The following is a 21,801-nucleotide window of genomic DNA, read 5'->3' on the forward strand; positions in this document are numbered from 1 at the left end:
CATGCCCAACGTATTGTTATGTTTCCCGGGAGGGAAGCACAAGGCGCTAACGATGAGCTACGACGACGGTACGACGGCCGACCGCAGGCTGATATCTCTATTTAACCGTTACGGCATAAAAGGCTCGTTTCACTTAAACGGCGGGCTGTTCGGGAATGGAAACCGGATTTCCGAAGAGGAAGCCGCGAATCTGTATGAAGGTCATGAGGTATCTGCCCATACGCTGACCCATCCAACGATCGCGCGTATTCCAAGAGAGCAGCTTGTGCATGAAATCATGGAAGACAGGAAAAAGCTGGAGCGGCTCGCCGGCTATACCGTCAGAGGGATGTCGTATCCAAATGGCTCTTTTAACCAAGAGATCAAAGGGATGTTGCCTTATTTGGGCATCGAATATGCGAGAACGGTTCAGACGACGGGCGGGTTCGGCATACCCGACGACTGGCATGAGTGGCAGCCGACCTGCCATCATAACGACCGCTTGCTGGAGAGGACCGATGCATTCATGGGTCTTCATAAATCCCAATATTTATATTTGATGTACGTTTGGGGACATAGCTATGAATTCGATAACGATAACAATTGGGAATTGATTGAAAGCTTCTGCGAGCGAATATCGGGCCAAGACAACATCTGGTACGCTACGAATATGGAAATCGTCGATTACATGAAATCGTATCGCTTGTTGAAATTTTCAGCGGACATGAGCTTTGTTTATAATGCGTCGGCAATGAACGTATGGCTAAGCGTAGACGGGCAGATCGTCGAGGTTAAGAGCGGCGGCACGGTAAAATTGGCTTAAATATGAGGTGTACGAATCGCATGAACCTTCCTTAATGCTCGGTTTCTAACAGCTGCTTCAACAAGCGCTTCGGGGCGGCATGCATGTAGGCCTCTTTCAATAGAATAGCCATCTCTTGCCAATCCTCGGGGTCGCTGATCGAGACCCAGCCGCGATGGCCGATATAAGCAGGTTTGAAAAAGCGATCCTCTTGGAGCAATATTTCCTGATTGCTTAAGTCCGATTTGAAGGTGATGCCATGATCGCTCATGATGATGAACGATTTGTCTTTCACTTTAAAGGTTGTATGGCCGTGGCCGTCAATCCATTCCGTTACTTCGGGAAGCGGGTTGCAAATGGTACGGACATGCTTCAGCATATCCATTCCCTTAGCTGTTTGGATGCCGCTCAAATCATGTGTCATCGTTTAATCCTCCAATAGGTGCGTATTATGAATCCATAGTCTATTCGCAATCGTATCACGATTGCATAACGAATCCAAAATCCAAAATAGATTCATCGTAAAAGAAATCCCCGCTTTCTGCGTATACGCGTAGGCGGGGATTTCTGCTGAATTACATTGATTTTTTGGAAGCGGATGAGATGGCTTTGAACATCGTTACTTTGTTTTTGCCGGTCGTCTTGGAGTGGTACATCGCTTCGTCGGCTTGTTTGACAAGCTCTTGCACTTCCTTGCCTTCCTTATTCGTGCTGACGCCAACGCTGATGGTAACCATCGTCTCCTGCTCGACGCGTCTGCGTATCGCTTCCGCAACGATCTCCGGTTTGACTTTGTCTGCGGTCATGCAAGCCAGCAGCTCTTCGCCGCCATAACGCCCGGCAGAGCCGATGCCGCTCGTTTCTTCCTTAAGGATCTCGGCTACTTGCTTCAATACGCCGTCAGCTTTGTGATGGCCATGCGTATCATTCAGCTTCTTGAAGTTGTCGATGTCACAGAAGATAATAGCCATTGGCCGGTTCTGGGCGAGCAGCTTCTGCGCCCTGGCCGAGAAGTGGCGCCGGTTGTAAAGCCCGGTCAGGCCGTCTACAACAGAGGATTGATAGGTCGAGATAAGCCGATCAATAACCCAATCAAAGAGCAGTAAAAATAATATCGTATAATAGATGATCGGCAGTAGATGGCTAAGCAGAATGAGCCATGACAGCGAGCCTTGGAACAAATAATTGTCAGCAAGCCGAGAAAGCTCGTAGATAAAGAAAACAATAAGGCTTGCGTTATACTTCGCATTCATCTCGGCTCCGCGCGTATCAAGCAGAATGATGAACGTCACTATAACGGCATAGAAATCAAGCGCCGGAAAGGTCAGTATCGAGCCGGCCGGAACTGCCCCTGGCGTGAACGGATTAATTGCGTACTGAACGCCTGCTATGACGATCGTTAACATAATCATAATAATGAAAGGAATTACTTTCAGCTGAGCGGAACGATGAGTATATAATTTCATGAAAACAAAGTTTATAATAATAAATGAAATGATTTGCAGCACCGTCGCGGTTAGATAGACCCATGGCGATAACGACCAGCCGGGATACGCGAGCAGAATGAGCAATACTTGCTCGGCTATGATGAGCGGAATTGCGCTTGTGAGCCACTTATAGATCCCTTTGTTGCGATAGCTGACGTAAAGCTTGATGGACATAAAGAGCATAAGAATAAGAATAATGATGACAGCCGCCGAAGAGAATAGCTGTCCGTTAGGTCCCGTAAGCCATTGAATAATTGTCATGTCTAAACCTCGTTATCAAGTAGTTATGTACTAGCTTTACAGAAACATATGTTCTAATATATCATGTTTTACGGTGACGGAAAAGCTTTTTGGACACATTGTATGCCGAGCGTAAACGGGTACGAAGCAGGAAGAAGGAGTGTGGGACACATGAATATATTGCAAGCTTTGTTTTTCCCCCCGGAACAGCCGGGCGGGGTGTCATCGATGGTCCCTTATATACAGGAAAGATTCATTAAGCTGGGTTGGCAGATGGAGTTATTTTCGCTGCCTAAGCGGGTAAGAGGCAAGGGGCAAGAGGATGTTGTTTTCCAAACGTTCGATTGGACGGAATTCAGCGGTAATGCAATGGTCGACAAATACATTCAAACGTATCGCGATTACGTATGGTGGACACGGCTTCGTCTTAATCGCTCGTTTGATATTATACATGCGCATCATCCGATCGCAGCTCTCGTCATGAAGCAGGTGTTCCCGGATACGCCGGTAGCGATGACGATTCACTCGAGTTATGAGCGCGAGCTTATTTTGAACGGAAGAATCGAAGAGGGTGGACCGGAGCATCAATTTTTAATGAAAATATATGGGGAGCTGGAAGCGAAGACGGATCAGCTGTTGACCGTATCGGAGTCGTTCCGTTCCTATATTGCGCCGCAAGTTAAACACCCTGAGGCTATAAAAGTGATACCGAACGGCTTCGATGAGAAACGATTCAGGCCGAGCGCGCATGAAAATGAAGTGACGCAGCTTATTACGGTCTGCAGGCTCGTGCCGGCAAAGGGACTCGATATTTTGTTGAAGGCTTGCGCCGAGCTAAAGCGCAGAGGAAATCCGTTCGTGCTTCATATTATCGGCGACGGACCGATTCGCGAGGAGCTGGAGGCGCTCGCGGTGGAGCTGGACTTGTACGACGATATTATTTTTTACGGCTATATGCTTCATCCGGAGGAGTTCATGCCGTTCTTTGATGTATTCGTTCTGCCGTCACGGGCGGAGGCGTTCGGCTCCGTGTTCGCAGAAGCAGCGTTATGCTGGCTGGCCCTAGTCGGAACGAATGTCGGAGGTATCGCTGAACAAATCGATGACGGCGTCAACGGGCTGCTCGTTCCGCCGGAAGATCCGCTCGCACTCGCCGATGCGCTGGAGAAGGTCGTAACAGATCCTACTTACCGCTATAATCTAGCGCGTGCAGGCTGGGACAAAGCCAAAAAAGTATACTCCTTGCAACGGGTCATTTCACAGCTCAAAAAAGTGTATACCAACCTTAAGCCGGAGTAGTGCTACTCGGCTAATATAGAGACAGAGGCGGGGATTGAGTTCATGGCAGTACCGTTTCGATTCATTCATGCAGCGGATTTGCACTTGGACAGTCCGTTCAAAGGTTTGGCCAAGGCGCCGGAAGCGCTTCGGGAACGGCTAACCGAATCGACCTTCGCTGCTATGCGCCAATTAACGGATACGGCAGTTGCCGAGAAGGTCGATTTTGTCGTGCTGGCAGGCGATTTGTTCGATGCAGCCGATCGCTCACTTCGCGCACAGCTGCGGCTTGTACGCGAATGGGAGCGACTTGCCGCTCATGGCATCGCCGTTTTCGTTATTCATGGCAATCATGATCCGCTTAGCGGGGCAAGGGCAGAGCTTAAGCTGCCCTCGAATGTACATATATTTGGCGCAGATCATATCGAGCATAAGCCGGCTTACCGAAGAGATGGTGAGCTGGCTGCTTTTGTTTACGGCATTTCGTACGGATCGCGAAGCGTAACTGAAAACTTAGCGATTCGTTACCGGTCAATGCCAGGAGCTGCGTTCCACATCGCCATGCTGCACGGCAACGTAGGCGGCGATAACGGACATGATCCCTACGCGCCTTGTACACTGGACGAGCTTACGAGTAATGCAGGCTTTCATTATTGGGCGCTGGGACATATTCATCACCGCAAAGTGCTTCATGAATATCCGCATGTCGTCTATCCGGGCAATACGCAGGGCAGAAACCCGCGGGAGACCGGGCAGAAGGGCTGCTATATCGTGGATGTGACGGCAGCGGGAGCGGTAGAGCTTAGGTTCACGCCGCTGGACAATGTGCGTTGGCTGGACGAGCAAGTGTCAATTGCCGGCATCCCATCGGAGCATGAGCTGCTGCAGCAGCTTGAAGCGTCGATGACTAGGCTTGGTCTGGATGCGGAAGGGCGCTCTGTAATGATTCGATTGGAGCTCGCAGGGCGAGGTCCGCTTCATAGGCAATTATCAGATCCGCAGGCTATCGCTGCGCTGCTGGGACAGCTTCAGGAGCAAAGCGAGGAGAGCGGCGATCGAATGATATGGGTATATGAGCTCGACAATATGACTGCCTCCGAGCTGGATTGGATGAAGATAGCAGAGGAGGACAGCTTCGCCGGCGAGCTGTGCCGATTAAGCACCGAGCTTGCGTCCAGCGACGAGAGCTGGCGGGCATTCGCGAAAGATGCGGTCCAGGTGATGGCGGGAAATCAGAAGTTAGGCAAGCTGCTGCGAAGCAAGTGGGAAGAGCTGCCTGAGCGATGGCTGGAGCGATCGCGAGAGCATGTGATTGGACTTATTGCGGAAGAGGAGCGCGGAAATGGATAGGAGCTGAGCGCTTCGCCCGGGCTGAAGGCAGATCAGTTAGAGGGGGAATAACAATGAGGCTTGTGGAGGCTGAGATCGACGGGTTCGGCCAATTGCATGACGCAAAGGTCGATCTAGATGCTCCCGTTACCATTTTATATGGACCGAACGAAGCTGGCAAAAGCACCGTATTCGGCTTCATTCGGACGATGCTGTACGGCTTCGCGAACCGAGGCTCGGCACAGGCTCCCGAGCGGCAGGAGCCGGTGAACGGCGGCCGACATGGCGGCCGTCTGTTCTGGCGTGACGGGATGGGCAGCTCGTATGTCATTCAGCGCTATGCGACGGACGGTTCAGGGAAGCTGTCGCTGCGCGAGCTTAATGCGGAGGCCGGCAGCAACAGCGGGCTGGCAGAAGGCGTACAGTTGCTGCAAGCGGAGCTGGAGAGGCGATATTTGGGCGGTATCGGCGATCGAATGTATCGACAATTGTTCGCCGTGACCTTATCGGAGCTTCAGCAGGTCGGAGCTTTATCCGGCGAGGAGCTTGGTCAATATTTGTATCAGGCGGGCTGGGATAACGGCAAGTCTATCGCTGCGGCCGAGAAAAAGCTGCGGGATGAGATGGAGGAGCTGTTCAAGCCTAAGGGATCGACGAAAACGATGAACAAGCAGCTTAAGGAGCTGGAACAGATCGAAGCCGCGCTGCGCAAGCATGAGGATTCCATCGATGCCTACAATTCGCTCGTTCACCAGTCGGAGAGGTTGGAGGAAGAGATCGCGGAGCGGGATCAAGCGCTTCCCCGGCTAGCGTCCAAGCAGCAATTGCTTGCGAAAGCCTGCTCTTCAAGGGCGGGTTGGCTGCAGAAGCAGCAACTGCTCATGGAGCGCGAGCGGTTCGCTTACGCAGCGCGGATAAACACCGAGTCGGAACGCAGTTGGCGTGAGCTGTCGCGCCTGAGGATGGAGCGCTTATCTGAATTGGAGCGCTATAAGCAGCAAATGTATATAACGGAGAAGCAGCTTGAAGCGATCGAATATGATCAAGCGTTGATTGATACCGCCGATGAAACGGAAGCGATGGTGCAGTCGGCGGAAGGCTATCGACTGCTTAAGCTGGAGCTGGCCGAGCTGCGAGCCGAGCTGCTATCGCATGATGAAGCGATAGGCGGGCTGCTGGGCAGCATCGCGCCGGAGTGGACGGAGCGCCAGCTGCGCGAACTCCGCGTGACGGTTGCCGACCGCGATTATATTCGCGGCCTGCGTCAGCAGGAGGAAGAGCGCATGCGCGGCGAAGAGCGGATCGCCGCGGAGCATGAAGCGCTGAAGAGGCAAGAGCGCGAGGTGGAGAGCGCGCTCGGCGAAGCGGAGGCGGCGCTCGAACGAGCGGCCGCGGATGGCGAGCAGGCGGCCGGCGGCTTCGCGCTTTTGCCGCGTACGCGGGAAGCGCTTCGTGGGGCGTGGAACGCCCTGGACTTGGCTTTCCGCGAGTGGGAGCTCGAGCGGACGCGTCTTGCCGCGGCCGCTGCGGCCGACGGGACAGACTCGTCGGCTTTGCGCGGCGCGGCAGCGGGCCGAGGCGGAGCTGGGCCCGTATGGGCTGGAGCGGCAGGAGCGGGCGGAGCTGCGGTGGCGCTTGGCATTGTCGCCGCAGCTAGCGGTGCGGAAGGCGGCAGCGGGTTAGGCTGGATTGCCGCCATCGTGCTGGCAATCGTCGCTCTGGTGCTCATGGTTCTGGCATTCGGAAGAAGTCAGAAGCCTAATGACAGGCGTTCACGCAGCGGCGGTCGCAGCGCAGGCTCAACCGGTCGATACCCGAATGACTCATTTCTTCGAGATCGGGAGCAGCAGCTCGTGACTGCGCTTGCCGCTATGGTGCGCGAACCTGAGCAAGCGGCGGCAGCTTTGTTATCCTCCGCGAGCCAAGCAGAGGGTCGATCGGCAGAGCAGACATTGGCTGCCGAACGGTTGCGCAGCGGATTGCATGCCGCTGTTGAATCAAGGCTGGAAAGGCTTCAGACAACGGAGCGGCTGGAAAGCAATATGGGCGAACAAGCGCGTAAGCTCGCCCGCTTGCGAGAGCAATTGAACGAACGCAGCGAGGCAGCCGCCTCAGCTGCATTATCGAAGCAAACAGCCGTTGCCGAGTGGCGCGGCTGGCTGGAGGTGCGGGCGCTGCCGCCGCATATGTCGCAGACAGCGGCGCTCGAAGCGATCGAGCTTGCCGAGCAAGCGATGCAGCGGCTGCGCCAATATGACAAGCTGACGGCGAAGCAAGCCGCCGTCACGCAGCAGCTCGCCGCTTTCGAGGCGCAAGCGGCGAAGCTCTGCGCAGCGTTCGCTGACGCAGCAGGGCAACTGCCGGCAGATCCGGCGCTCGGCCTGCGACTGCTGCAGGCCGAGACGCGCCGTCATGCCGCCGCCAAAGAACAGGCGCTTCGCGCCCGGCAGCAGCAAGACGAGCTGCTGCATCACATAGCTCGCATCGAATCCTCGCTCGCCGAGCTTCGTCCGCTCATGCAAGCTTTGCTGCATGAAGCGGACCTGCCGAGCGAAGCAGCGTACGAAGAGGCGCTGCTTCATCTTAGTACGCTCACCGACCTCGAGCTCGCGCTGAACAAGCTGCAGCTCGAGCTGACAGCCGGTCTCAGCGAGCAGCGGCTGGCAGAGCTTGAAGAGCTGCTGCACAGCTATGACGAGGAGCAGCTGCGCGCGCTCCATGACGAAGCGGTGCATGAGCTTGCGCAGCTCGAATCGCAGCAGAAGGACCAGCTGGAGCAAAAAGGGCGGCTGCGTCAATCGATCGATCAGCTTCTGCAAACGAAGGAGCGTCAGCGGCTGGTGGCCGACAGAGAGCTGCTCTTAGCGCAGTTGGATGGCGATGCCGAGCGGTATGCGATGCTTGCCGTAAGCGCGGCCTTGATTAGCCGGACGAAACGCATCTATGAGGAGGAGCGTCAGCCTGTCGTGCTGCGTCATGCCTCAAGCCTGATCGAGACGCTCACGGACGGTAAATATATAAGGGTGCTGAGTCATCCTGGAGCGACGGGGATAAGGCTGGAGACGGCCGATCGCCGTATTATTGACAGCAACCTGCTGAGCCGCGGCACGGCTGAGCTAGTCTACTTAGCGATGCGCTTCGCTTTAGCGGAGGAAGCTTCGCATAACGTGAAGCTGCCGCTGCTGCTGGACGATGTGTTCGTCAACTTCGATAAGGATCGGCTGCGTGCCGCAGCTAAGCTTATCGCCGAGCTGTCACAGCAAAGGCAGGTCATCGTAATGACCTGCCATGAGCATGTGCGCGATGCGCTGCTAGAATACGGCAGCGAAACTTCGCTTGTAGAGCTTAGCTCTGTTGCTAATTAATCGCAAACACCGACTCCCGATGTCACGCTTGCGCTTGCCTGCGAATGATGAGAAACAGCCAACCGAGACTGATTAAGCCGAATATCGGATACAGCGTCGACAGCAGCGTGCCGAAGCCGATCTGGCTGGCGACATAGCAGATGGCGAGGACGACAATCGTTAGCGCGCCGCGAGTCCATTTCATCCGTTCCTGCAGTTGAAGCGTCAGACCATATATATCCGCGATAAGCGTCGTGAAGATCTCGGCAAAAATAAGAAAAACATAAATAAATTGCACGCTGCTTCCGAGCTGCCTCGCTATGCCGCCCATCGGTATAGCGAATTGTTGGATGCCGGGCATATGGACCGACAAAGCGATATGTCCGGCCAGCAGCATGAAGCCGATCCCGATCCCGCCGACCCAAGAACCGGCAATAATCGTCTTCCGATCCTTCACCTCTGCCCCCAGCGGCACGAGAACGGCTTGTGACATCGTCAGATTGAACGCGGCGTACAAGAATGGCGCCGACCATGCCGCCAACGGTGAATAATCGCTTGCCAGCGTAAGGAACTTGTCCGCACCGGGAGAGCGGAACGTATCGAACATAACGAATACCGTGAAGATGAGCATTAGCGGAACGACGATGGAATTAACCGTCAGGATCGCTTTCATCCCTTTGCGCAACAGGAAATAACAAGCGACGGCCGTAATCAGCAGACCTGACTGGTAGGAAATGTTCCAATGCTCATAAAAGATGGTGCCGGCTCCAGCGAGCATGACGGCGGTTACGCCCATGAGGACGACGAGCATGAAGTGGCTGATCCATCGACCGTATTTGTCGCCGAACAGCGCCTTATTGAGATCCTCATACGATTTGGCGTTTATTTCGCTTGCGATCAGCATCATTTTCGCGCCGAGCCAGATGAACAGCATCGTCGCAATCGCAATCGTAAACGTGCCGTAATAGCCGAATCGGGTGAAAAACTGCAAAATTTCTTGACCGGATGCAAAGCCTGCTCCTACAATCGTACCTACATAGGTTGAAGCGATCTGCAGTACTTTGCCTGTACGCTTCCACATCGTCTACCTTCCTCCAATCGGCAACAAACTTCTCTATTAAGAAGTTATGTCGCAAGGAGGACAGGCATGACATATTTGCTAGAAAGGAACTGCAATCATGACCATGGCAATTGCTATAGCCGTATTTATAGCGGCACTCATCCTCATTTTGATTAAGCCAAAAGGAATTAACGAGGCATTTTTCGCGCTTGCGGGCGCTATCCTGCTTTTCATTGCAGGCTTATTGAAGCTAGAGGATGCTTCTTATATTTGGGGTTTCGTATGGAATGCGACGTTCTCGTTAATCGGTATTATGATTTTCACGGCATTGCTTGATCAGAACGGCTTCTTCCGATGGGCCGCGCTTCATATCGTTCACCGTCTTCATCATCGCAAAATCGTATTATTTATTTGTCTGTCTCTATTGGCTGCGATGATTACGATTTTCTTCAACAACGACGGTACGATCCTTATTATGGTGCCGATCGTACTCGAAGTGACGGCGCTGCTGCGTCTTACGCGCGGAGGAAGGCTTGCTTATTTGCTCGGAATCGGGTTAATGGCCGATACGGCAAGCGCTCCGCTCATGATGAGCAATCTAACGAATATATTAACGGCGGATTTCTTCCATATTCCTTTTGGGGAGTATGCATCGAGAATGCTGCTGCCGGGTGCGCTTGCGATAGCGGCTACCATAGGCGTCACGGCGTTCATCCTGCGCAAGGGAATCGTAGGGGGTGAAGGGGATCATCTGACACCGGATACATTTCCGAAACCAGCGTCCGCTATTGGGGATAAAAGAGTGTTTCGGCTGTCTTGGGTCATCATCGTTCTCATGATGATCGGTTATTTAGGCTCGGAGAGACTAGGAGTTCCTGTTGCGGCTATTGCGCTTGGCTGCGCAGCGGTCCAATGGGCTGCCTCGGCCGCAGCGGGACGAGCTCCATTCAAGCAAACGGTGCTGCAAGCGCCTTGGCTTATTATTGTATTTGCCTTGTCGATGAATTTGGTCGTATACAGTCTTCATGTGCACGGCGCAGACGCTTGGTTTCCTTCGTTGCTGACGCTGGCGGCGGAACAGCATGAATGGGTCGGCATTTACGGTTCCGGGCTCATATTCGCCTTGCTGGCTTCTGCGATTAACAATTTGCCGGCCGTGCTCATCTCGTCGCTTGCGATTGAAGGCGTGAACGGACCCGACTACTTGCCGTATGCAAGCTTGATCGGCACATCAGTTGGCGCTAAGCTGACGCCAATTGGCTCACTCGCCACCTTGCTCTGGATGCAGCTTGTGAGACGGGGAGGCGTCGAGGTCGGGTGGAAGGAATATACGAAATACGGTATCGTCCTGACGCTGCCTATTTTGCTTATATCATTGATTGGATTATGTATACAAAGCTGGTCCTAGTCGTCTGCGGCAGCAAGCAGCTTAATGGAAACGATGCCGTTCAGCACGGGATCGATGTCAATCTTCAGCATTGCGCCATCCGCTTCGTATGTAAGCAAGTATTCGGTCTGGGTGGAGGGCTTGCCAAGATAAGAAATAGCTGTGTCCGGCTTGTCGCCAACCGCAAGTCCGCTAAGCCCGGCTGGTATGTGGCTGCTGAATACTTCAATATACTGCACAGAATGCGACTCGTTAATACCCACAGCGAACCCTTCATACTCATTGACGGTGACGGATTCTTCTCCTTCTTCAAGGATGTAGCTGTCCATCGGCTCTCCGAATAAATGGGTCATCTCGGCATCGGAATCATCTATGCCAACTCCGACAAGCTTCGGAATGGATGGATTCCAGTGCTGCCCCTCGCTCTCCGTCTTCACGATAGCCTTATCAGGCTCGTCACTATGGAGCGCAGACGCCTCGCCGGGAGTAAAGCTTTCTTTACCTGCGCTGCCTGGGCTTGGCCCATCGGACGGAACCTGATTATATTCACCCTCCAGATACGTCTGCTGGGGGCTGTTCGCGTTATTATCTTCTTGAAGCGGCTGCACATCCGCAGATTCAGAGACAGGCGGTGTTGAAGGTTCAGCCGGGCTTTGACAACCAGCCATAAGGAATGCGAATACGGCTGCTGCTGCTATTTTCGCAAGTACAGGTGTTTCTACTCTAGGTGGTTTCATGGCATTCATTCCTTTCTATCTATATGAATAAGACGCTCAAAAATAGGAAAAAGTTTCTCTTTTTGCCCACCTTTTTGGAATATTTTCCTCATGCAGATCGTAAAATCGATAGGTTTACTATGTAACCTGTCATGAAGGTTGCACTATCCGCCTGACCTATGTTACGTTATCGAAAAGGGATTTTTGGCGGAGGGAAATAAGATGGAACGATTGAAACAACGTATATTGGAAGAGTCGTCGGTGTTGTCGAACGATGTGCTGCGGATGGACGCGCTCATTAATCATCAGGTGGATCCGGCGCTTACGATGGAGATGGGACAGGAATTCGCAAGAAGATTTGCGGAAGAGGAGATCACGAAGGTCATTACGATTGAATCATCCGGCATTCCGGCCGCTTTCGCTACGGCGCATGTGCTCGGCGTTCCGCTCGTATTCGCTAGGCGCAAGAAGACGCTGATCGCCGATCCGGATGCCTATACCGAACGTGTGCCTTCTTTCACGAAAGGCATCGTTACCGATATTATGGTGTCGAAGCAATTTCTTACCAAAGAGGATAAAGTGCTGTTCATCGATGATATTATAGCGAACGGCGATGCGGCACGCGGTCTTATCAAAATTATCGAACGCTCGGGAGCGACGTTGGTCGGCTTCGGAATCGTAGTCGAGAAATCGTTCCAATCAGGCGGAAAAACGCTTAGAGAACAAGGCATCAGAGTCGAGCCGCTCGTACAAATCTCATCGCTGGACAACGGTGAAATTAAGTTCGAGTAAGATGTTCCAGCGAATGCGCTCTTTCGCGATAAAGCAAAATGGCTTATAATGATACAGAAGCGACCTGAGGGGAGGCACATGCTATGGGGGAAATGTCTACTGATTTTATGAATGCGAAGTTGAACGACGCAAAAATTCATTTTGAGCGTGCTTTGGATTGCAAACATACCGAATTTGACGATTTATATCCTTATATGATTGAGCATCCGCAATTTTTCTGGTACAAAAGATACGTGGCTTGGTCGGAGCTGCTGACGATCGTGAAGCTGTCCGATGAGCTGTCTATTGAATGGCGCGGTCAATTCACTGACAAACAGGCAGAATATATTGCCAAGCGTGTCATGTCCTCGCGCGTGCTCGACGAATGGTATGAAACGAATGATTCCAAGGAGCATGTTGGTTAAAGCTTAATGAGACTCGCATACAATAACTCGCAACAACAAAGAACCTCAAGGAGTGCTGCGCGCATTCGTTGAGGTTTTTCCAAATAAACGGAAGCCTGCCTATGAAGGCCAATCGAATCGGAGGAATTACCTTGATTAGCGAAGAACAGCTTAATCAATATCGTCTTAGCGGCGAGAAAGTTCGCGTCGTACGCGATGAGCTTGAGATGAATGACGTCGTTGGAATTGTTGTGGCTTGGGATGACTCATCCGTTGTCGTGCGCCGTCCGAATCGGCGTGTCGTGAAGCTGAGCCGTATATACAGCATCGCCCTTGCGACGGAAGAGAGACCTGCACCATATACGGCTACATAGATGAAACGTTGTAAAAGGCTGTGCGTATGCTGAGTATGAGACATAGCAAGTTCTGATCGATTGTTAAAGGAGAGAGTGACGGATGAAATGTCCCGTTTGTAATGATGTAAGAATGCGCGAGGTTGTGAAGGACAATGTGTTGATCGATGTATGTCCAGACTGCAAAGGTGTATGGCTTGACCGCGGCGAGCTCGATAAGCTCATGCAGGGCGTCAAGGATATGAAGCAGGAGTTTGAGCGGCTCGAGCAATATTCAGCGGGCGCAGGCGCTTTCGGCGGACCATCCGCAATTCCTGCACAACCGACAAGCGGTCCTGCTCCAGGCTCATGGGCAGCCAATAACCCGAGCCCCAATCAGCCCATTACCAATAATCAGCCGCAAGGGCAAGGAACGCCAAGTTTCCCTCAAGTAAGCAGCGGCAATCCTTCCGTAACGCCGTCTCAGCAGGGCCAGCCTATAGCTCCTCAGCAAGGCGGATATAACAATCAGCCGAGCTATGGCAATCCAGGCAACCCGCAGGTGACGCCAATGAACAATTACGGCAGTTCCCAACCTCAAGTGTTCGGCGGCGGACAACAGCCTCCGTTCGGGCAGCAAGGCTACAATAACCATAATCACAACCATAATCATAATCATGGCGGCTATGACAAGCATGGCTATGATAAATACGGTTACAATCAGCATGGCTATAACAAATACGGGCATTCCAAAAAGCGCCAAAAAACGGTGCTCGACATCTTCGGCGATTTGTTTGATTAAATGGTTTACAGTCCATTCGATGCGCCCTTCCTGTTTTTAATAACAGGGAAGGCGTTTTTGATTTTTGGAGTAACTTGACGTTTACAACACTCGTGATTATAATCTAACTAGTTGGTTACAAATGAGGCGGTGAAAGTCGAAATGACAACTGAGAATAAGAGAAGCAGTACGCGTACTTACGATGCGGCCCGAACGAGAGGAATCATATTGGATGCGGCGGAGGCGGTGTTTGCCGAGCTCGGGTATTCCGCGGCCCGTATCGATGGCATTGCGAAGGCGTCAGGTTACAACAAAAGCCTGATCTATCAGTATTTTGGCGACAAGCTGGGTTTGTACACGGAGGTTGTCAAACGCGCGGACCAGATTGGCGATCAGGTGACAGGGGAGGCAATGGCTCATTTTTTGCAAAACGAAAACATCGTATCTGATCCTGTACTATTCAGGCAGTTTATTCAATCGATGAGCGGGCAATTGTTTCACTTCCTGTTGGAGAACCCGCGATACTTGAAAATTATGCTTTGGGAGTCGGCGGAGGATTGGAAGACGTGGAATCAAATCACGTATCGTCCGGATGATATGACTGAGCTGCATGAGCTTGCGATCGCCGCGAAGCAGAATGGCATTCTCCGGAAGGACTTTGAACCGGCGATGTTCCCGATAATGATCATGCATGTAACAACGGCGATCATTCAGTCGTTTTCCCGGTATCAAAATCTGCTCGGCTCGCTGGACACGCCGCAATCGAGAGAGAAGACGATCGATCAAATCGCCAAAATGATTATACATGGCATTATGGAGCCATCAGTTTTGTAGGGATGGCTTTTATTTTTGATAAAATATAAATAACTAGTTAGTTTTATATAGGAGGAGAAGCAATGAGTGCTATTATCCGAACGGAAGGTTTAACGAAACATTTTGGCATCTATCATGCGGTAGACGACATTTCGCTGCAAGTGGACAAAGGTGAAATTTACGGATTTTTGGGACTGAACGGCGCAGGCAAGACAACGACGATTCGTATGCTGCTTGGTATGATTAAGCCTGATTCCGGCGCTTCCCATCTGTTCGGGCAGCGGGTAGATGCAGGCAGTCATAAATTATGGGCAAATGTCGGTTATATGGTAGAAACGCCTTATTCTTATCCCGAGCTTACCGTTCGCGAAAATCTTGAGATTATACGCAGGCTGCGGGGCATACAAGGAAGCGGCGCTGTTGATGCCGTCATGGATAAACTGCAATTAACCGCCTACCGAGACCGCAAAGCCGGCAAGTTGTCGCTCGGCAACGGGCAGCGGCTTGGCTTGGCCAAAGCCATGATCCATAATCCAAAGTTGCTTATATTGGATGAGCCGACGAACGGACTTGATCCTGCCGGCATCGTAGAAGTAAGGGAACTGCTGCGCGATCTGGCGCTTAATCACGGAGTTACGATTTTTATTTCCAGTCATATTCTTGGCGAAGTCGCTAGGCTGACGACTAGAATCGGCATCGTCAATCAAGGCAAGCTGCTTCAGGAAACGAATGTCAGGGATTTGCAGCAGTTGCTTCGGAAGCGTCTCCTCGTAGGGGCGCGCAACACGGAGGCGGCACGGATGAAGCTGATGAATGCCGGTTACGCGGTGAAGGGGGCTGAAGGTGGGTTGCTGCAGCTTTCCGAGCCGTTTGCGATCGACAATCCGGATGAAATCGCGAAGCAATTAATGGAAGCGCACATGCCGCCGACCCATCTTCAAGTGGAGGAAGAGGAGCTGGAGGCTTATTTTCTAAGACGTATTGGAGCAAAGGGGGAGAACGATCGATGAATCGACTATTAACGGCTATCGGTACAGAAAGCTTGAAGATCCGCCGTTCCAAGCTATTGTGGATTTCTTTGCTTACGAGTATCATCCTTCCGGTCATTATTTCACTTATATTCTCCGGCGAGATTGGGTCACAGAAGGCTTTCGAAGGAGCGATGGATTTCCCGGGATTTCTAGGCCAGCTTGGCATCGTTATATCGATCGGAGGATTGATCGGGTTCGGCTTTGTATTCAGTTGGATATTCGGCAGAGAATACTCCGACCGTACCGTTAAGGATCTGCTGGCGCTTCCTCTATCCCGGTACGGAGTGGCAGGAGCCAAACTAATTGTTGCAGCTCTATGGTGTGCGGTGCTTGCCCTAATGGTGTACGTTGTCGGAAGCTTGGCAGGCGCGTTCCTTCAGTTGGATGGCTGGAGCATTGCTGCGGCCGTTCAAAGCTTCGACGAGTTCGCAAGGATCTCCACCATGGTTATTTGTTTATGTATTCCTGTTGGCTGGATGGCCAGCGTCGGTCGCGGTTATTTGACTCCGCTCGGGTTCGTCGTGCTTACGATCGTCATCGCACAGCTTGGGAGCAACTTCGGCATAACCGCCTATATTCCATGGGCAGTTCCGGGTCTGCTAAGCGGCGCTTCAGGGGAAACGAATCTGCATCTGCAAGCCGTAAGTCTTATGCTGCCTTTTGTAACCGGTGCAGTTGGCATTGCGGGCACGCTCGCCTGGTGGCGGTATGCCGATCAAGCTTAAACGCTGGGCGAATTCAAAGAAGGTTCGTAAATCGCTTGTCGCGATGTTACGAACCTCTTTTTTTTTTAATAGATCTGCTTATATTTTTGAAACGTCGTCGCACCGGTCGAAAAATTGCGTCTGCAGCGTTAGTACGGATTCATCGTGCTTGATGGCATGGACGGCTTTGGCGAAGTTGTCGGCGCAGTAGGCGATATAGTCTTTGCCGTACTCGGCGGAAGCAAGCGATGGGTCGCCTGCGATTTGGTTCGGGTATTCCATATACCAATGAATGCCGGCAGCTGTATTGTTGTCAGCTAGCCATTGTCCTCGTCCCGTGCAATGCCATTCTCCATCGTTAAGCCGATCCATATAGACAAGTTCTGGCGCAATATGCATAATCTCCGATGTCTCCATATGATCCGCATGGCCGTATTCGCCGGGCGTAACATAGGTGCTTTCGAGCTGCCGGTGCTGCTCGGGTGACAATCCCCACAAATCATAGCTATAGACGGCATAATCCTTCCGCTCGTCGAGCATCGTTTGGACAAAATAGTTCAGCATATGATTATTGCCGCCATGGCCGTTAGCCAATATAATTTTGTTGAATCCGTTGCGGCGTATTTCCTTGCATACTTCCAGCAAGAGCCGCATCTGCATTTCTCCGCTCAGCGCGACTGTTCCCGCGAAATGTTTAACCTCGGAAACCTGACCGAATATATAGTAGGGGAATATAACGAAAGGTTCGGCTTCGGCGGATTGTTCCACAATCGCTCTAGCAATCATCATATCGGTGCCTAGCGGCAGATGGTCGCCATGTTTCTCTAAGCATCCGATGGGGACGACGCAAACCCGTTTTGTCGACAAGACGGCGTCTTCGAATTGCTTAACCGTCAAATTTTCCCAAAGCATAGGCTATCCTACCTCGCTTTATGATACGGATATTTTAGAAAGATGCACGATCAAGATGGCGTTTAAGTGATCTAAATCCGCTCTCATTCTATTTTTCACTTCATCATGCAATTTGTTGTCTTCATCGATCTTCTTGACCAGTTTGTTTATTTTATCGATGATTTCCTTCACCATTTTCGTTTCATCTTTTTTATCTTTCTTTTCTTTCTTTTCTTTCCAAGCTTTCTCGACCTGCTCAAGCTCCTTACCGTATTTTTTGCCGTCAGACATACCTTTGTTCGGCACATAAATGGTATTGATTTTGCGCTTCATTTCGGAAATGATCGTTTTTAACGATACGGCGATATCCTTATCCGGAACGATCGCTTGCTTGCTGAACATGCCTGCCAGCAGCGCCTTGTCATAACCGTTCGCGAATAAAGACTCGAATTCAAACAGGGCGGTGCCGGAAGCGCCGACATCGACGGATTGTTTGATTTGCTGCAGCAGCATTTCGTTCGATAATCCGAGATTCGTTCCTACGCCGATCACGATCAGAGCTTTGCCGTCCGCGAGCGTTACGGAGTTTAAGGCATCGCCTGCAACGGACGAAGCGTCGGGGTGATAAGACATCGGGAACAGCTGATCCATTTCATTTTTTGCCATCCAATCCTTCGGTTCCTGGTGCATGAATACCGGTCCATCCGTGTAATTCGGCCATACGGCTGCGGAAACGCGGATGTCGGGTTTTATTTCTCTGGCTTCGTCGGAAATGCGGTAAACGAATTCATTGATCGTTTTTGTTCTCAGCAAGGACCAGGCGCTCCAAAGTTCGTCGCCCGGATGCAGATCGAGCGGATCGATGCCGTGCTTTTGCTTGAACAGGTTTCGGGTGTAAGGATCATAACCAAAATCGTTCGTGTAGTCGCCGGCATCGGGATAACGGATATAATCCAAATGCAATCCGTCCACGTTATACGATTGCAGCAGTTCCTTGTAGATGGCGGATACGAAATCTCTGACTTCCGGCTGCACGGGATTCAGGAAATAATATTGCGTGTTATAAAGCGGCACATCCTGGTAGTCGTGGCCTTGCCTGCTGATCATCGACCATTCCGGCTTCATCGAACGAACGGGACCTGCCGTGTCGCCGACGCCGACCAGGAAGTTTTCGACCCAGGCGTGCACCTCGATGCCGGATTTTTTCGCTTCGTCCAGATAGGCTTGCAGCACATCGAAGCCGGCGTATATCGGATTTTGGGCGGCTAGCGGATGCTCCGTCGGATAAATCGTGTACCCATTCCACCAGGTTTCCAGATAGATCGCGTTAATATTTAGATTGCGCAGCTTAGCTACATGCTCTTGAACCTGCGCTAGGCTCATTTCTTTCGGCCGAATCCAGACGGCGCGGTGTTCGACGGCTCGCGACTCATAGCTCATATAGGATGCTTGATCGATTATTTCGTTTAGCTCCGCGAAGTTTTCTGTAAAACCGGTAAAATCGCCTTGTTCCGTTTGTTCTCTTAAATCCGCCAATCTAGCTTTGGCCGATGCGAGTTGCTGCCCGATGAGATCGTAGGATACGTCGAGAAATTGTTGTTTCGCGTTCTGCAGGCTAAGCTCCGCCGATTCGATGCCGATCTCGGCTTTGTCCAAATACGATTCGGGCGTGAACAGAAACAGCGCTTGTTTCTTGGTGGGGAGCAGCTTAAAGGTGCTTCCGACGGACACATTTGCGCTAAGCCAATCGGACATGACCCCATGGCCCGAGATTACGTATCCGCCGATCGGTATCGCGGAATCGTTACCTCCCGTATGAACGACTTTGCCGCCTGCATTCACAACGACCTCGTAGCCCCATGGATTCGTGCCGGTCGACGATCCGTAGCTTTCATCGTAAATGATGAGCTGATCCGTTCCGCGATGGCCGGGATACGGCGAGTCGCTACCGTCATCCCAACCGCCCGGATTATCTTCTCTCGTCTGCGGGTTAAAGGCATCGTATTCCGTCTTGTACGCTTGAATGAATGATTCATTGCTCGTATTCAATTCGATCGCATCTCCTTCCTGAACGATGCCGTACAGCATGCCGTAATAAGGACTGTCAGCCTGGATGGAGAGGACGTATCCGCCAGCCGGAATGGAGGAGTCGTTGTCCAGCCAGTTGCCCCCTGTATCCTGCGATATGGCGACAAAACGCGTGACAATGCCTTGCTCCACCGTCAGCTCCAGCCCCCACGGGTTCGTTCTCGTCGAAGCGCCGTAAGCCGGTTCATACAGGACGATATCTGCCGAGCTTCGGACGTTATTGACCTGCGTAATCGGCACGACCACACCGTCTAAGACGAAGTATTTGCTTGGGAGGACCGGAATGGAGAAGTCGGGCGTTAATGTCTCGCCGATACTCAGAGCGTCTACTAAACCCGCCGCGCTGCCCGTGCCTGACAGGACGTACCCGTTCGATGGGATATAGGTGCCTTGAACGCTTACTTCATATTTTGCGGCGACAATGCCGTTCGTAATGATTGCTTCAGTCGTATTGTTTAGCGATGGCGGTGTCGCATTGCCTGATTTCCTTGTGAAAATCGAGAGCTTGCCGTCCTCGCTGCCTTGATCAATCAAGTCGATGTAGTATACGGAGCCGTCTTCCAGAGTAACAGCCGGCGGTGACGCAGACGCGGGGGCGGCCGGCAAGGAATAAACCGTTGTCGATGCGCTGAACAGCAACAGAGAGAAGCAAAGGAGAAGATTGCAATAATGCTTTGTCTTCATAACATTCACCTCTTATCTAAATGTTTTGTATAGGCTCAGGCCAATGGGTTTCTACGCCTTGCTCCCGAATGACGGCCAAGAAAGCTTCCAAATGCTCCTGATTATCGCGAACCTCATGCGGCGAAATGCGGTTTGCAATCGCGTATGCGGCAAGATACCCGGCCGATTCGCCAATATTCCATTCTGTCGGGTGCAGCCGATAGCAGCCGTTCGCGATTTGCGTGGTGCCGATATTTTTGCAGGCTGGAAGCATGTTTTTGATCCGGATCGGCAGCAGTGCTCCAAGCGGAATTTCATAGGGCAGACTCGGGATGAATAAGCCGCGATTTGATCGGGTCGTCGTATGGAGATCGAGATGGTAACTGCCTACGCCGACGCTGTCCTCGTACCGCCGAATGCCTTGCTTGCCTCTGACTTCTACGCTGACATCATTCTCCGAAACGGTATACTTCGCCTTAATTCTGCGGGATTCGCGAATATAGGGAGCCTTTGCGATGCCGTCTTCCGTCCCTAACACATCGCCTCGCAGCCGAAGCCCCGGATAGCCGTTGCCTCCGTCCGGACGCGGAGCTTCGGTTTGCAGCCAATAGACGAGCGATAAGCTTTGCTGCCTTGCACCTGCCAAGTGGAACTCTCTTTCTTCTTCCGATACTTCGTAGACCGGACCTAAGTAATAATCGTTTTGCGCCCAGTTAATTAAAGTGATATCGCTTGCAAATAAGTCGGGAGCAAATAACGACCGATCGATGATTCGCCTGTACGTCCAGAAAGGCATCGGCTCTTTCCCGTCGGGGAAAAAGGTAATCGTCTTGTCCTTGCTAGGATCAGCGATATCGCCCATCTTCCAGCCGAACAGAGGGAAGCGGGAGAACGGAGGGACGAGCGCTCGCCAAAAATCGTATTGCTGAGGCTTATCGATCGTATAATCGCCGTCCTCGGTAAAGTCGAGGGCAAATACAAACGTAAAGGACTGCATATCCAGCGGATCTGCTTCATCCAGCGCATGCGGCTCGCCCGTATCGCGCTTGGACTCGGCACCCGTCACATATTCGGCTCCGGCCAGCGGCAGGAGATCGCCGCATTCCGTTGCGTCCATATAAATGAAGCCGCGCAGCGTTCGGAGCGATCCGTCTGCGGTACGCTTGACGGTGACGGACTCGATGAGATCGTTCTGGGCGGAAGAGGAAACGACTTTCCAGCCGAGCCAGACGGATATGCGCCCGCTGCTGGTATACGGTGCGAGCATCGATTCCAGCACATGCAGCGCAACCTTCGGTTCATGGCATAATCGGCTGACCCAGCCGTTGCCGGGATTTAGACGTTCATCGCTCTGCGCGGAGGCGTGCAGCGGATAGTTATCCTTATAATAGCGCCTTACGCGTTCGCGGAACTCGCGGTACGTCTTCGTGCAGCCGAAGCTTTCTATCCATCGATGCTCATCCGGAGGAACGGCTTGGCTCGTTAGTTGTCCGCCGATCCAGTCCGTCTCCTCCGTCATAATGACTTTCATCCCTAGTTTGGCGGCAGCTAATGCCGCCATGCATCCGCCGAGACCGCCTCCAAGCACGATAATGTCTGCTTTACTGTCATGCTCCGCCATCTCATTCCCGCCTTCCTAGCATAAATTTCGCGCAAAGGTTATATCGTAGTAGAGGATAGAGATAATATCCACTTTATGAA

19 protein-coding genes are annotated in these 21,801 nt (G+C 52.1%); 12 read left to right on the forward strand and 7 right to left on the reverse strand.

Features of this window, described 5'->3' with window-relative positions; genetic code table 11:
* Nucleotide 1: 1 nt before the first annotated feature.
* Entirely contained in the window at nt 2-802 is an 801-nt protein-coding gene (locus AC0YN0_RS05025) for a polysaccharide deacetylase family protein (RefSeq protein ID WP_475820277.1), read from the forward strand.
* A 31-nt stretch (nt 803-833) separates the two neighbouring features.
* On the opposite strand, the gene AC0YN0_RS05030 is transcribed toward AC0YN0_RS05025, so the two are convergent.
* Together AC0YN0_RS05030 and AC0YN0_RS05035 are read right to left on the reverse strand one after the other, a co-directional pair.
* Nucleotides 834-1,205 (reverse strand): MmcQ/YjbR family DNA-binding protein, encoded by a 372-nt coding sequence (locus AC0YN0_RS05030; protein WP_475820278.1) that lies wholly within the window; start codon nt 1,203-1,205, stop codon nt 834-836.
* A gap of 151 nt (nt 1,206-1,356) precedes the next feature.
* Entirely contained in the window at nt 1,357-2,529 is a 1,173-nt protein-coding gene (locus tag AC0YN0_RS05035; protein ID WP_475820279.1) for a GGDEF domain-containing protein, read from the reverse strand.
* 150 nt (nt 2,530-2,679) lie between these two features.
* Between AC0YN0_RS05035 and AC0YN0_RS05040 the strand changes: the two genes are divergently transcribed.
* Genes AC0YN0_RS05040 through AC0YN0_RS05050 form a run of 3 tightly spaced genes read left to right on the forward strand, consistent with a single transcriptional unit; the run spans nt 2,680 to nt 8,480 of the window.
* Entirely contained in the window at nt 2,680-3,807 is a 1,128-nt protein-coding gene (locus AC0YN0_RS05040; protein WP_475820280.1) for a glycosyltransferase family 4 protein, read from the forward strand.
* Between the two features lie 42 nt (nt 3,808-3,849).
* The gene (locus AC0YN0_RS05045; RefSeq protein ID WP_475820281.1) at nt 3,850-5,136 is read left to right on the forward strand and encodes a metallophosphoesterase family protein; all 1,287 of its coding nucleotides are present in this window, start codon (nt 3,850-3,852) and stop codon (nt 5,134-5,136) included.
* A gap of 53 nt (nt 5,137-5,189) precedes the next feature.
* Nucleotides 5,190-8,480, forward strand: a complete 3,291-nt coding sequence (locus tag AC0YN0_RS05050) for an AAA family ATPase (RefSeq protein WP_475820282.1) — start codon at nt 5,190-5,192, stop codon at nt 8,478-8,480.
* 22 nt (nt 8,481-8,502) lie between these two features.
* Here the strand turns inward: AC0YN0_RS05050 and AC0YN0_RS05055 are convergent, their stop codons facing one another.
* Nucleotides 8,503-9,540 carry a YkvI family membrane protein gene (locus AC0YN0_RS05055; RefSeq protein ID WP_442049199.1) on the reverse strand — a complete coding sequence of 346 codons (1,038 nt, stop codon included), beginning with the start codon at nt 9,538-9,540 and terminating at the stop codon, nt 8,503-8,505.
* Between the two features lie 97 nt (nt 9,541-9,637).
* Here AC0YN0_RS05055 and AC0YN0_RS05060 point away from each other — a divergent pair, with 97 nt between their 5' ends.
* Nucleotides 9,638-10,927, forward strand: coding sequence for an ArsB/NhaD family transporter (locus AC0YN0_RS05060; protein WP_475820283.1), 1,290 nt, complete (start codon nt 9,638-9,640; stop codon nt 10,925-10,927).
* Here AC0YN0_RS05060 and AC0YN0_RS05065 read toward each other — a convergent pair.
* Complete coding sequence (locus AC0YN0_RS05065) at nt 10,924-11,643, reverse strand: hypothetical protein (RefSeq protein WP_475820284.1); 720 nt, start codon at nt 11,641-11,643, stop codon at nt 10,924-10,926. The two genes, AC0YN0_RS05060 and AC0YN0_RS05065, sit on opposite strands and share 4 nt — an antisense overlap.
* A gap of 201 nt (nt 11,644-11,844) precedes the next feature.
* Here AC0YN0_RS05065 and AC0YN0_RS05070 point away from each other — a divergent pair, with 201 nt between their 5' ends.
* The 7 genes from AC0YN0_RS05070 (at nt 11,845) to AC0YN0_RS05100 (ending at nt 16,479) form a co-directional block, all read left to right on the forward strand.
* Nucleotides 11,845-12,414 (forward strand): xanthine phosphoribosyltransferase, encoded by a 570-nt coding sequence (locus AC0YN0_RS05070; protein ID WP_475820285.1) that lies wholly within the window; start codon nt 11,845-11,847, stop codon nt 12,412-12,414.
* Between the two features lie 83 nt (nt 12,415-12,497).
* Nucleotides 12,498-12,818 (forward strand): hypothetical protein, encoded by a 321-nt coding sequence (locus AC0YN0_RS05075; protein ID WP_337098500.1) that lies wholly within the window; start codon nt 12,498-12,500, stop codon nt 12,816-12,818.
* Nucleotides 12,819-12,949: 131 nt separating this feature from the next.
* Nucleotides 12,950-13,171 carry a hypothetical protein gene (locus AC0YN0_RS05080; RefSeq protein WP_475820906.1) on the forward strand — a complete coding sequence of 74 codons (222 nt, stop codon included), beginning with the start codon at nt 12,950-12,952 and terminating at the stop codon, nt 13,169-13,171.
* Nucleotides 13,172-13,253: 82 nt separating this feature from the next.
* On the forward strand, nt 13,254-13,931 hold the full coding sequence (locus tag AC0YN0_RS05085; RefSeq protein ID WP_475820286.1) for a TFIIB-type zinc ribbon-containing protein: 678 nt from the start codon (nt 13,254-13,256) through the stop codon (nt 13,929-13,931).
* 141 nt (nt 13,932-14,072) lie between these two features.
* The gene (locus AC0YN0_RS05090; protein ID WP_475820287.1) at nt 14,073-14,744 is read left to right on the forward strand and encodes a TetR/AcrR family transcriptional regulator; all 672 of its coding nucleotides are present in this window, start codon (nt 14,073-14,075) and stop codon (nt 14,742-14,744) included.
* A 62-nt stretch (nt 14,745-14,806) separates the two neighbouring features.
* On the forward strand, nt 14,807-15,733 hold the full coding sequence (locus tag AC0YN0_RS05095; RefSeq protein ID WP_475820288.1) for an ABC transporter ATP-binding protein: 927 nt from the start codon (nt 14,807-14,809) through the stop codon (nt 15,731-15,733).
* On the forward strand, nt 15,730-16,479 hold the full coding sequence (locus AC0YN0_RS05100) for an ABC transporter permease (RefSeq protein ID WP_475820289.1): 750 nt from the start codon (nt 15,730-15,732) through the stop codon (nt 16,477-16,479). Before AC0YN0_RS05095 ends, AC0YN0_RS05100 begins: the two co-directional genes overlap by 4 nt.
* Nucleotides 16,480-16,557: 78 nt before the next feature.
* Here the strand turns inward: AC0YN0_RS05100 and AC0YN0_RS05105 are convergent, their stop codons facing one another.
* Genes AC0YN0_RS05105 through AC0YN0_RS05115 form a run of 3 tightly spaced genes read right to left on the reverse strand, consistent with a single transcriptional unit; the run spans nt 16,558 to nt 21,721 of the window.
* Nucleotides 16,558-17,370: a creatininase family protein gene (locus AC0YN0_RS05105; protein ID WP_475820290.1), complete on the reverse strand. Its 813-nt coding sequence runs from the start codon at nt 17,368-17,370 to the stop codon at nt 16,558-16,560.
* Between the two features lie 18 nt (nt 17,371-17,388).
* Nucleotides 17,389-20,121: a glycoside hydrolase family 10-like protein gene (locus tag AC0YN0_RS05110; protein ID WP_475820291.1), complete on the reverse strand. Its 2,733-nt coding sequence runs from the start codon at nt 20,119-20,121 to the stop codon at nt 17,389-17,391.
* A 16-nt stretch (nt 20,122-20,137) separates the two neighbouring features.
* The gene (locus AC0YN0_RS05115; protein WP_475820292.1) at nt 20,138-21,721 is read right to left on the reverse strand and encodes an FAD-dependent oxidoreductase; all 1,584 of its coding nucleotides are present in this window, start codon (nt 21,719-21,721) and stop codon (nt 20,138-20,140) included.
* Between the last annotated feature and the right edge of the window lie 80 nt (nt 21,722-21,801).

The organism is Paenibacillus sp. J22P218 (assembly GCF_056269195.1).

Bases quoted from the DNA above. Each gene is read 5' to 3' on its own strand.
- AC0YN0_RS05025 (WP_475820277.1), top strand. From the start codon at position 2: ATGCCCAACGTATTGTTATGTTTCCCGGGAGGGAAGCACAAGGCGCTA.
- AC0YN0_RS05030 (WP_475820278.1), bottom strand. From the start codon at position 1,205: ATGACACATGATTTGAGCGGCATCCAAACAGCTAAGGGAATGGATATG.
- AC0YN0_RS05035 (WP_475820279.1), bottom strand. From the start codon at position 2,529: ATGACAATTATTCAATGGCTTACGGGACCTAACGGACAGCTATTCTCT.
- AC0YN0_RS05040 (WP_475820280.1), top strand. From the start codon at position 2,680: ATGAATATATTGCAAGCTTTGTTTTTCCCCCCGGAACAGCCGGGCGGG.
- AC0YN0_RS05045 (WP_475820281.1), top strand. From the start codon at position 3,850: ATGGCAGTACCGTTTCGATTCATTCATGCAGCGGATTTGCACTTGGAC.
- AC0YN0_RS05050 (WP_475820282.1), top strand. From the start codon at position 5,190: ATGAGGCTTGTGGAGGCTGAGATCGACGGGTTCGGCCAATTGCATGAC.
- AC0YN0_RS05055 (WP_442049199.1), bottom strand. From the start codon at position 9,540: ATGTGGAAGCGTACAGGCAAAGTACTGCAGATCGCTTCAACCTATGTA.
- AC0YN0_RS05060 (WP_475820283.1), top strand. From the start codon at position 9,638: ATGACCATGGCAATTGCTATAGCCGTATTTATAGCGGCACTCATCCTC.
- AC0YN0_RS05065 (WP_475820284.1), bottom strand. From the start codon at position 11,643: ATGAAACCACCTAGAGTAGAAACACCTGTACTTGCGAAAATAGCAGCA.
- AC0YN0_RS05070 (WP_475820285.1), top strand. From the start codon at position 11,845: ATGGAACGATTGAAACAACGTATATTGGAAGAGTCGTCGGTGTTGTCG.
- AC0YN0_RS05075 (WP_337098500.1), top strand. From the start codon at position 12,498: ATGGGGGAAATGTCTACTGATTTTATGAATGCGAAGTTGAACGACGCA.
- AC0YN0_RS05085 (WP_475820286.1), top strand. From the start codon at position 13,254: ATGAAATGTCCCGTTTGTAATGATGTAAGAATGCGCGAGGTTGTGAAG.
- AC0YN0_RS05090 (WP_475820287.1), top strand. From the start codon at position 14,073: ATGACAACTGAGAATAAGAGAAGCAGTACGCGTACTTACGATGCGGCC.
- AC0YN0_RS05095 (WP_475820288.1), top strand. From the start codon at position 14,807: ATGAGTGCTATTATCCGAACGGAAGGTTTAACGAAACATTTTGGCATC.
- AC0YN0_RS05100 (WP_475820289.1), top strand. From the start codon at position 15,730: ATGAATCGACTATTAACGGCTATCGGTACAGAAAGCTTGAAGATCCGC.
- AC0YN0_RS05105 (WP_475820290.1), bottom strand. From the start codon at position 17,370: ATGCTTTGGGAAAATTTGACGGTTAAGCAATTCGAAGACGCCGTCTTG.
- AC0YN0_RS05110 (WP_475820291.1), bottom strand. From the start codon at position 20,121: ATGAAGACAAAGCATTATTGCAATCTTCTCCTTTGCTTCTCTCTGTTG.
- AC0YN0_RS05115 (WP_475820292.1), bottom strand. From the start codon at position 21,721: ATGGCGGAGCATGACAGTAAAGCAGACATTATCGTGCTTGGAGGCGGT.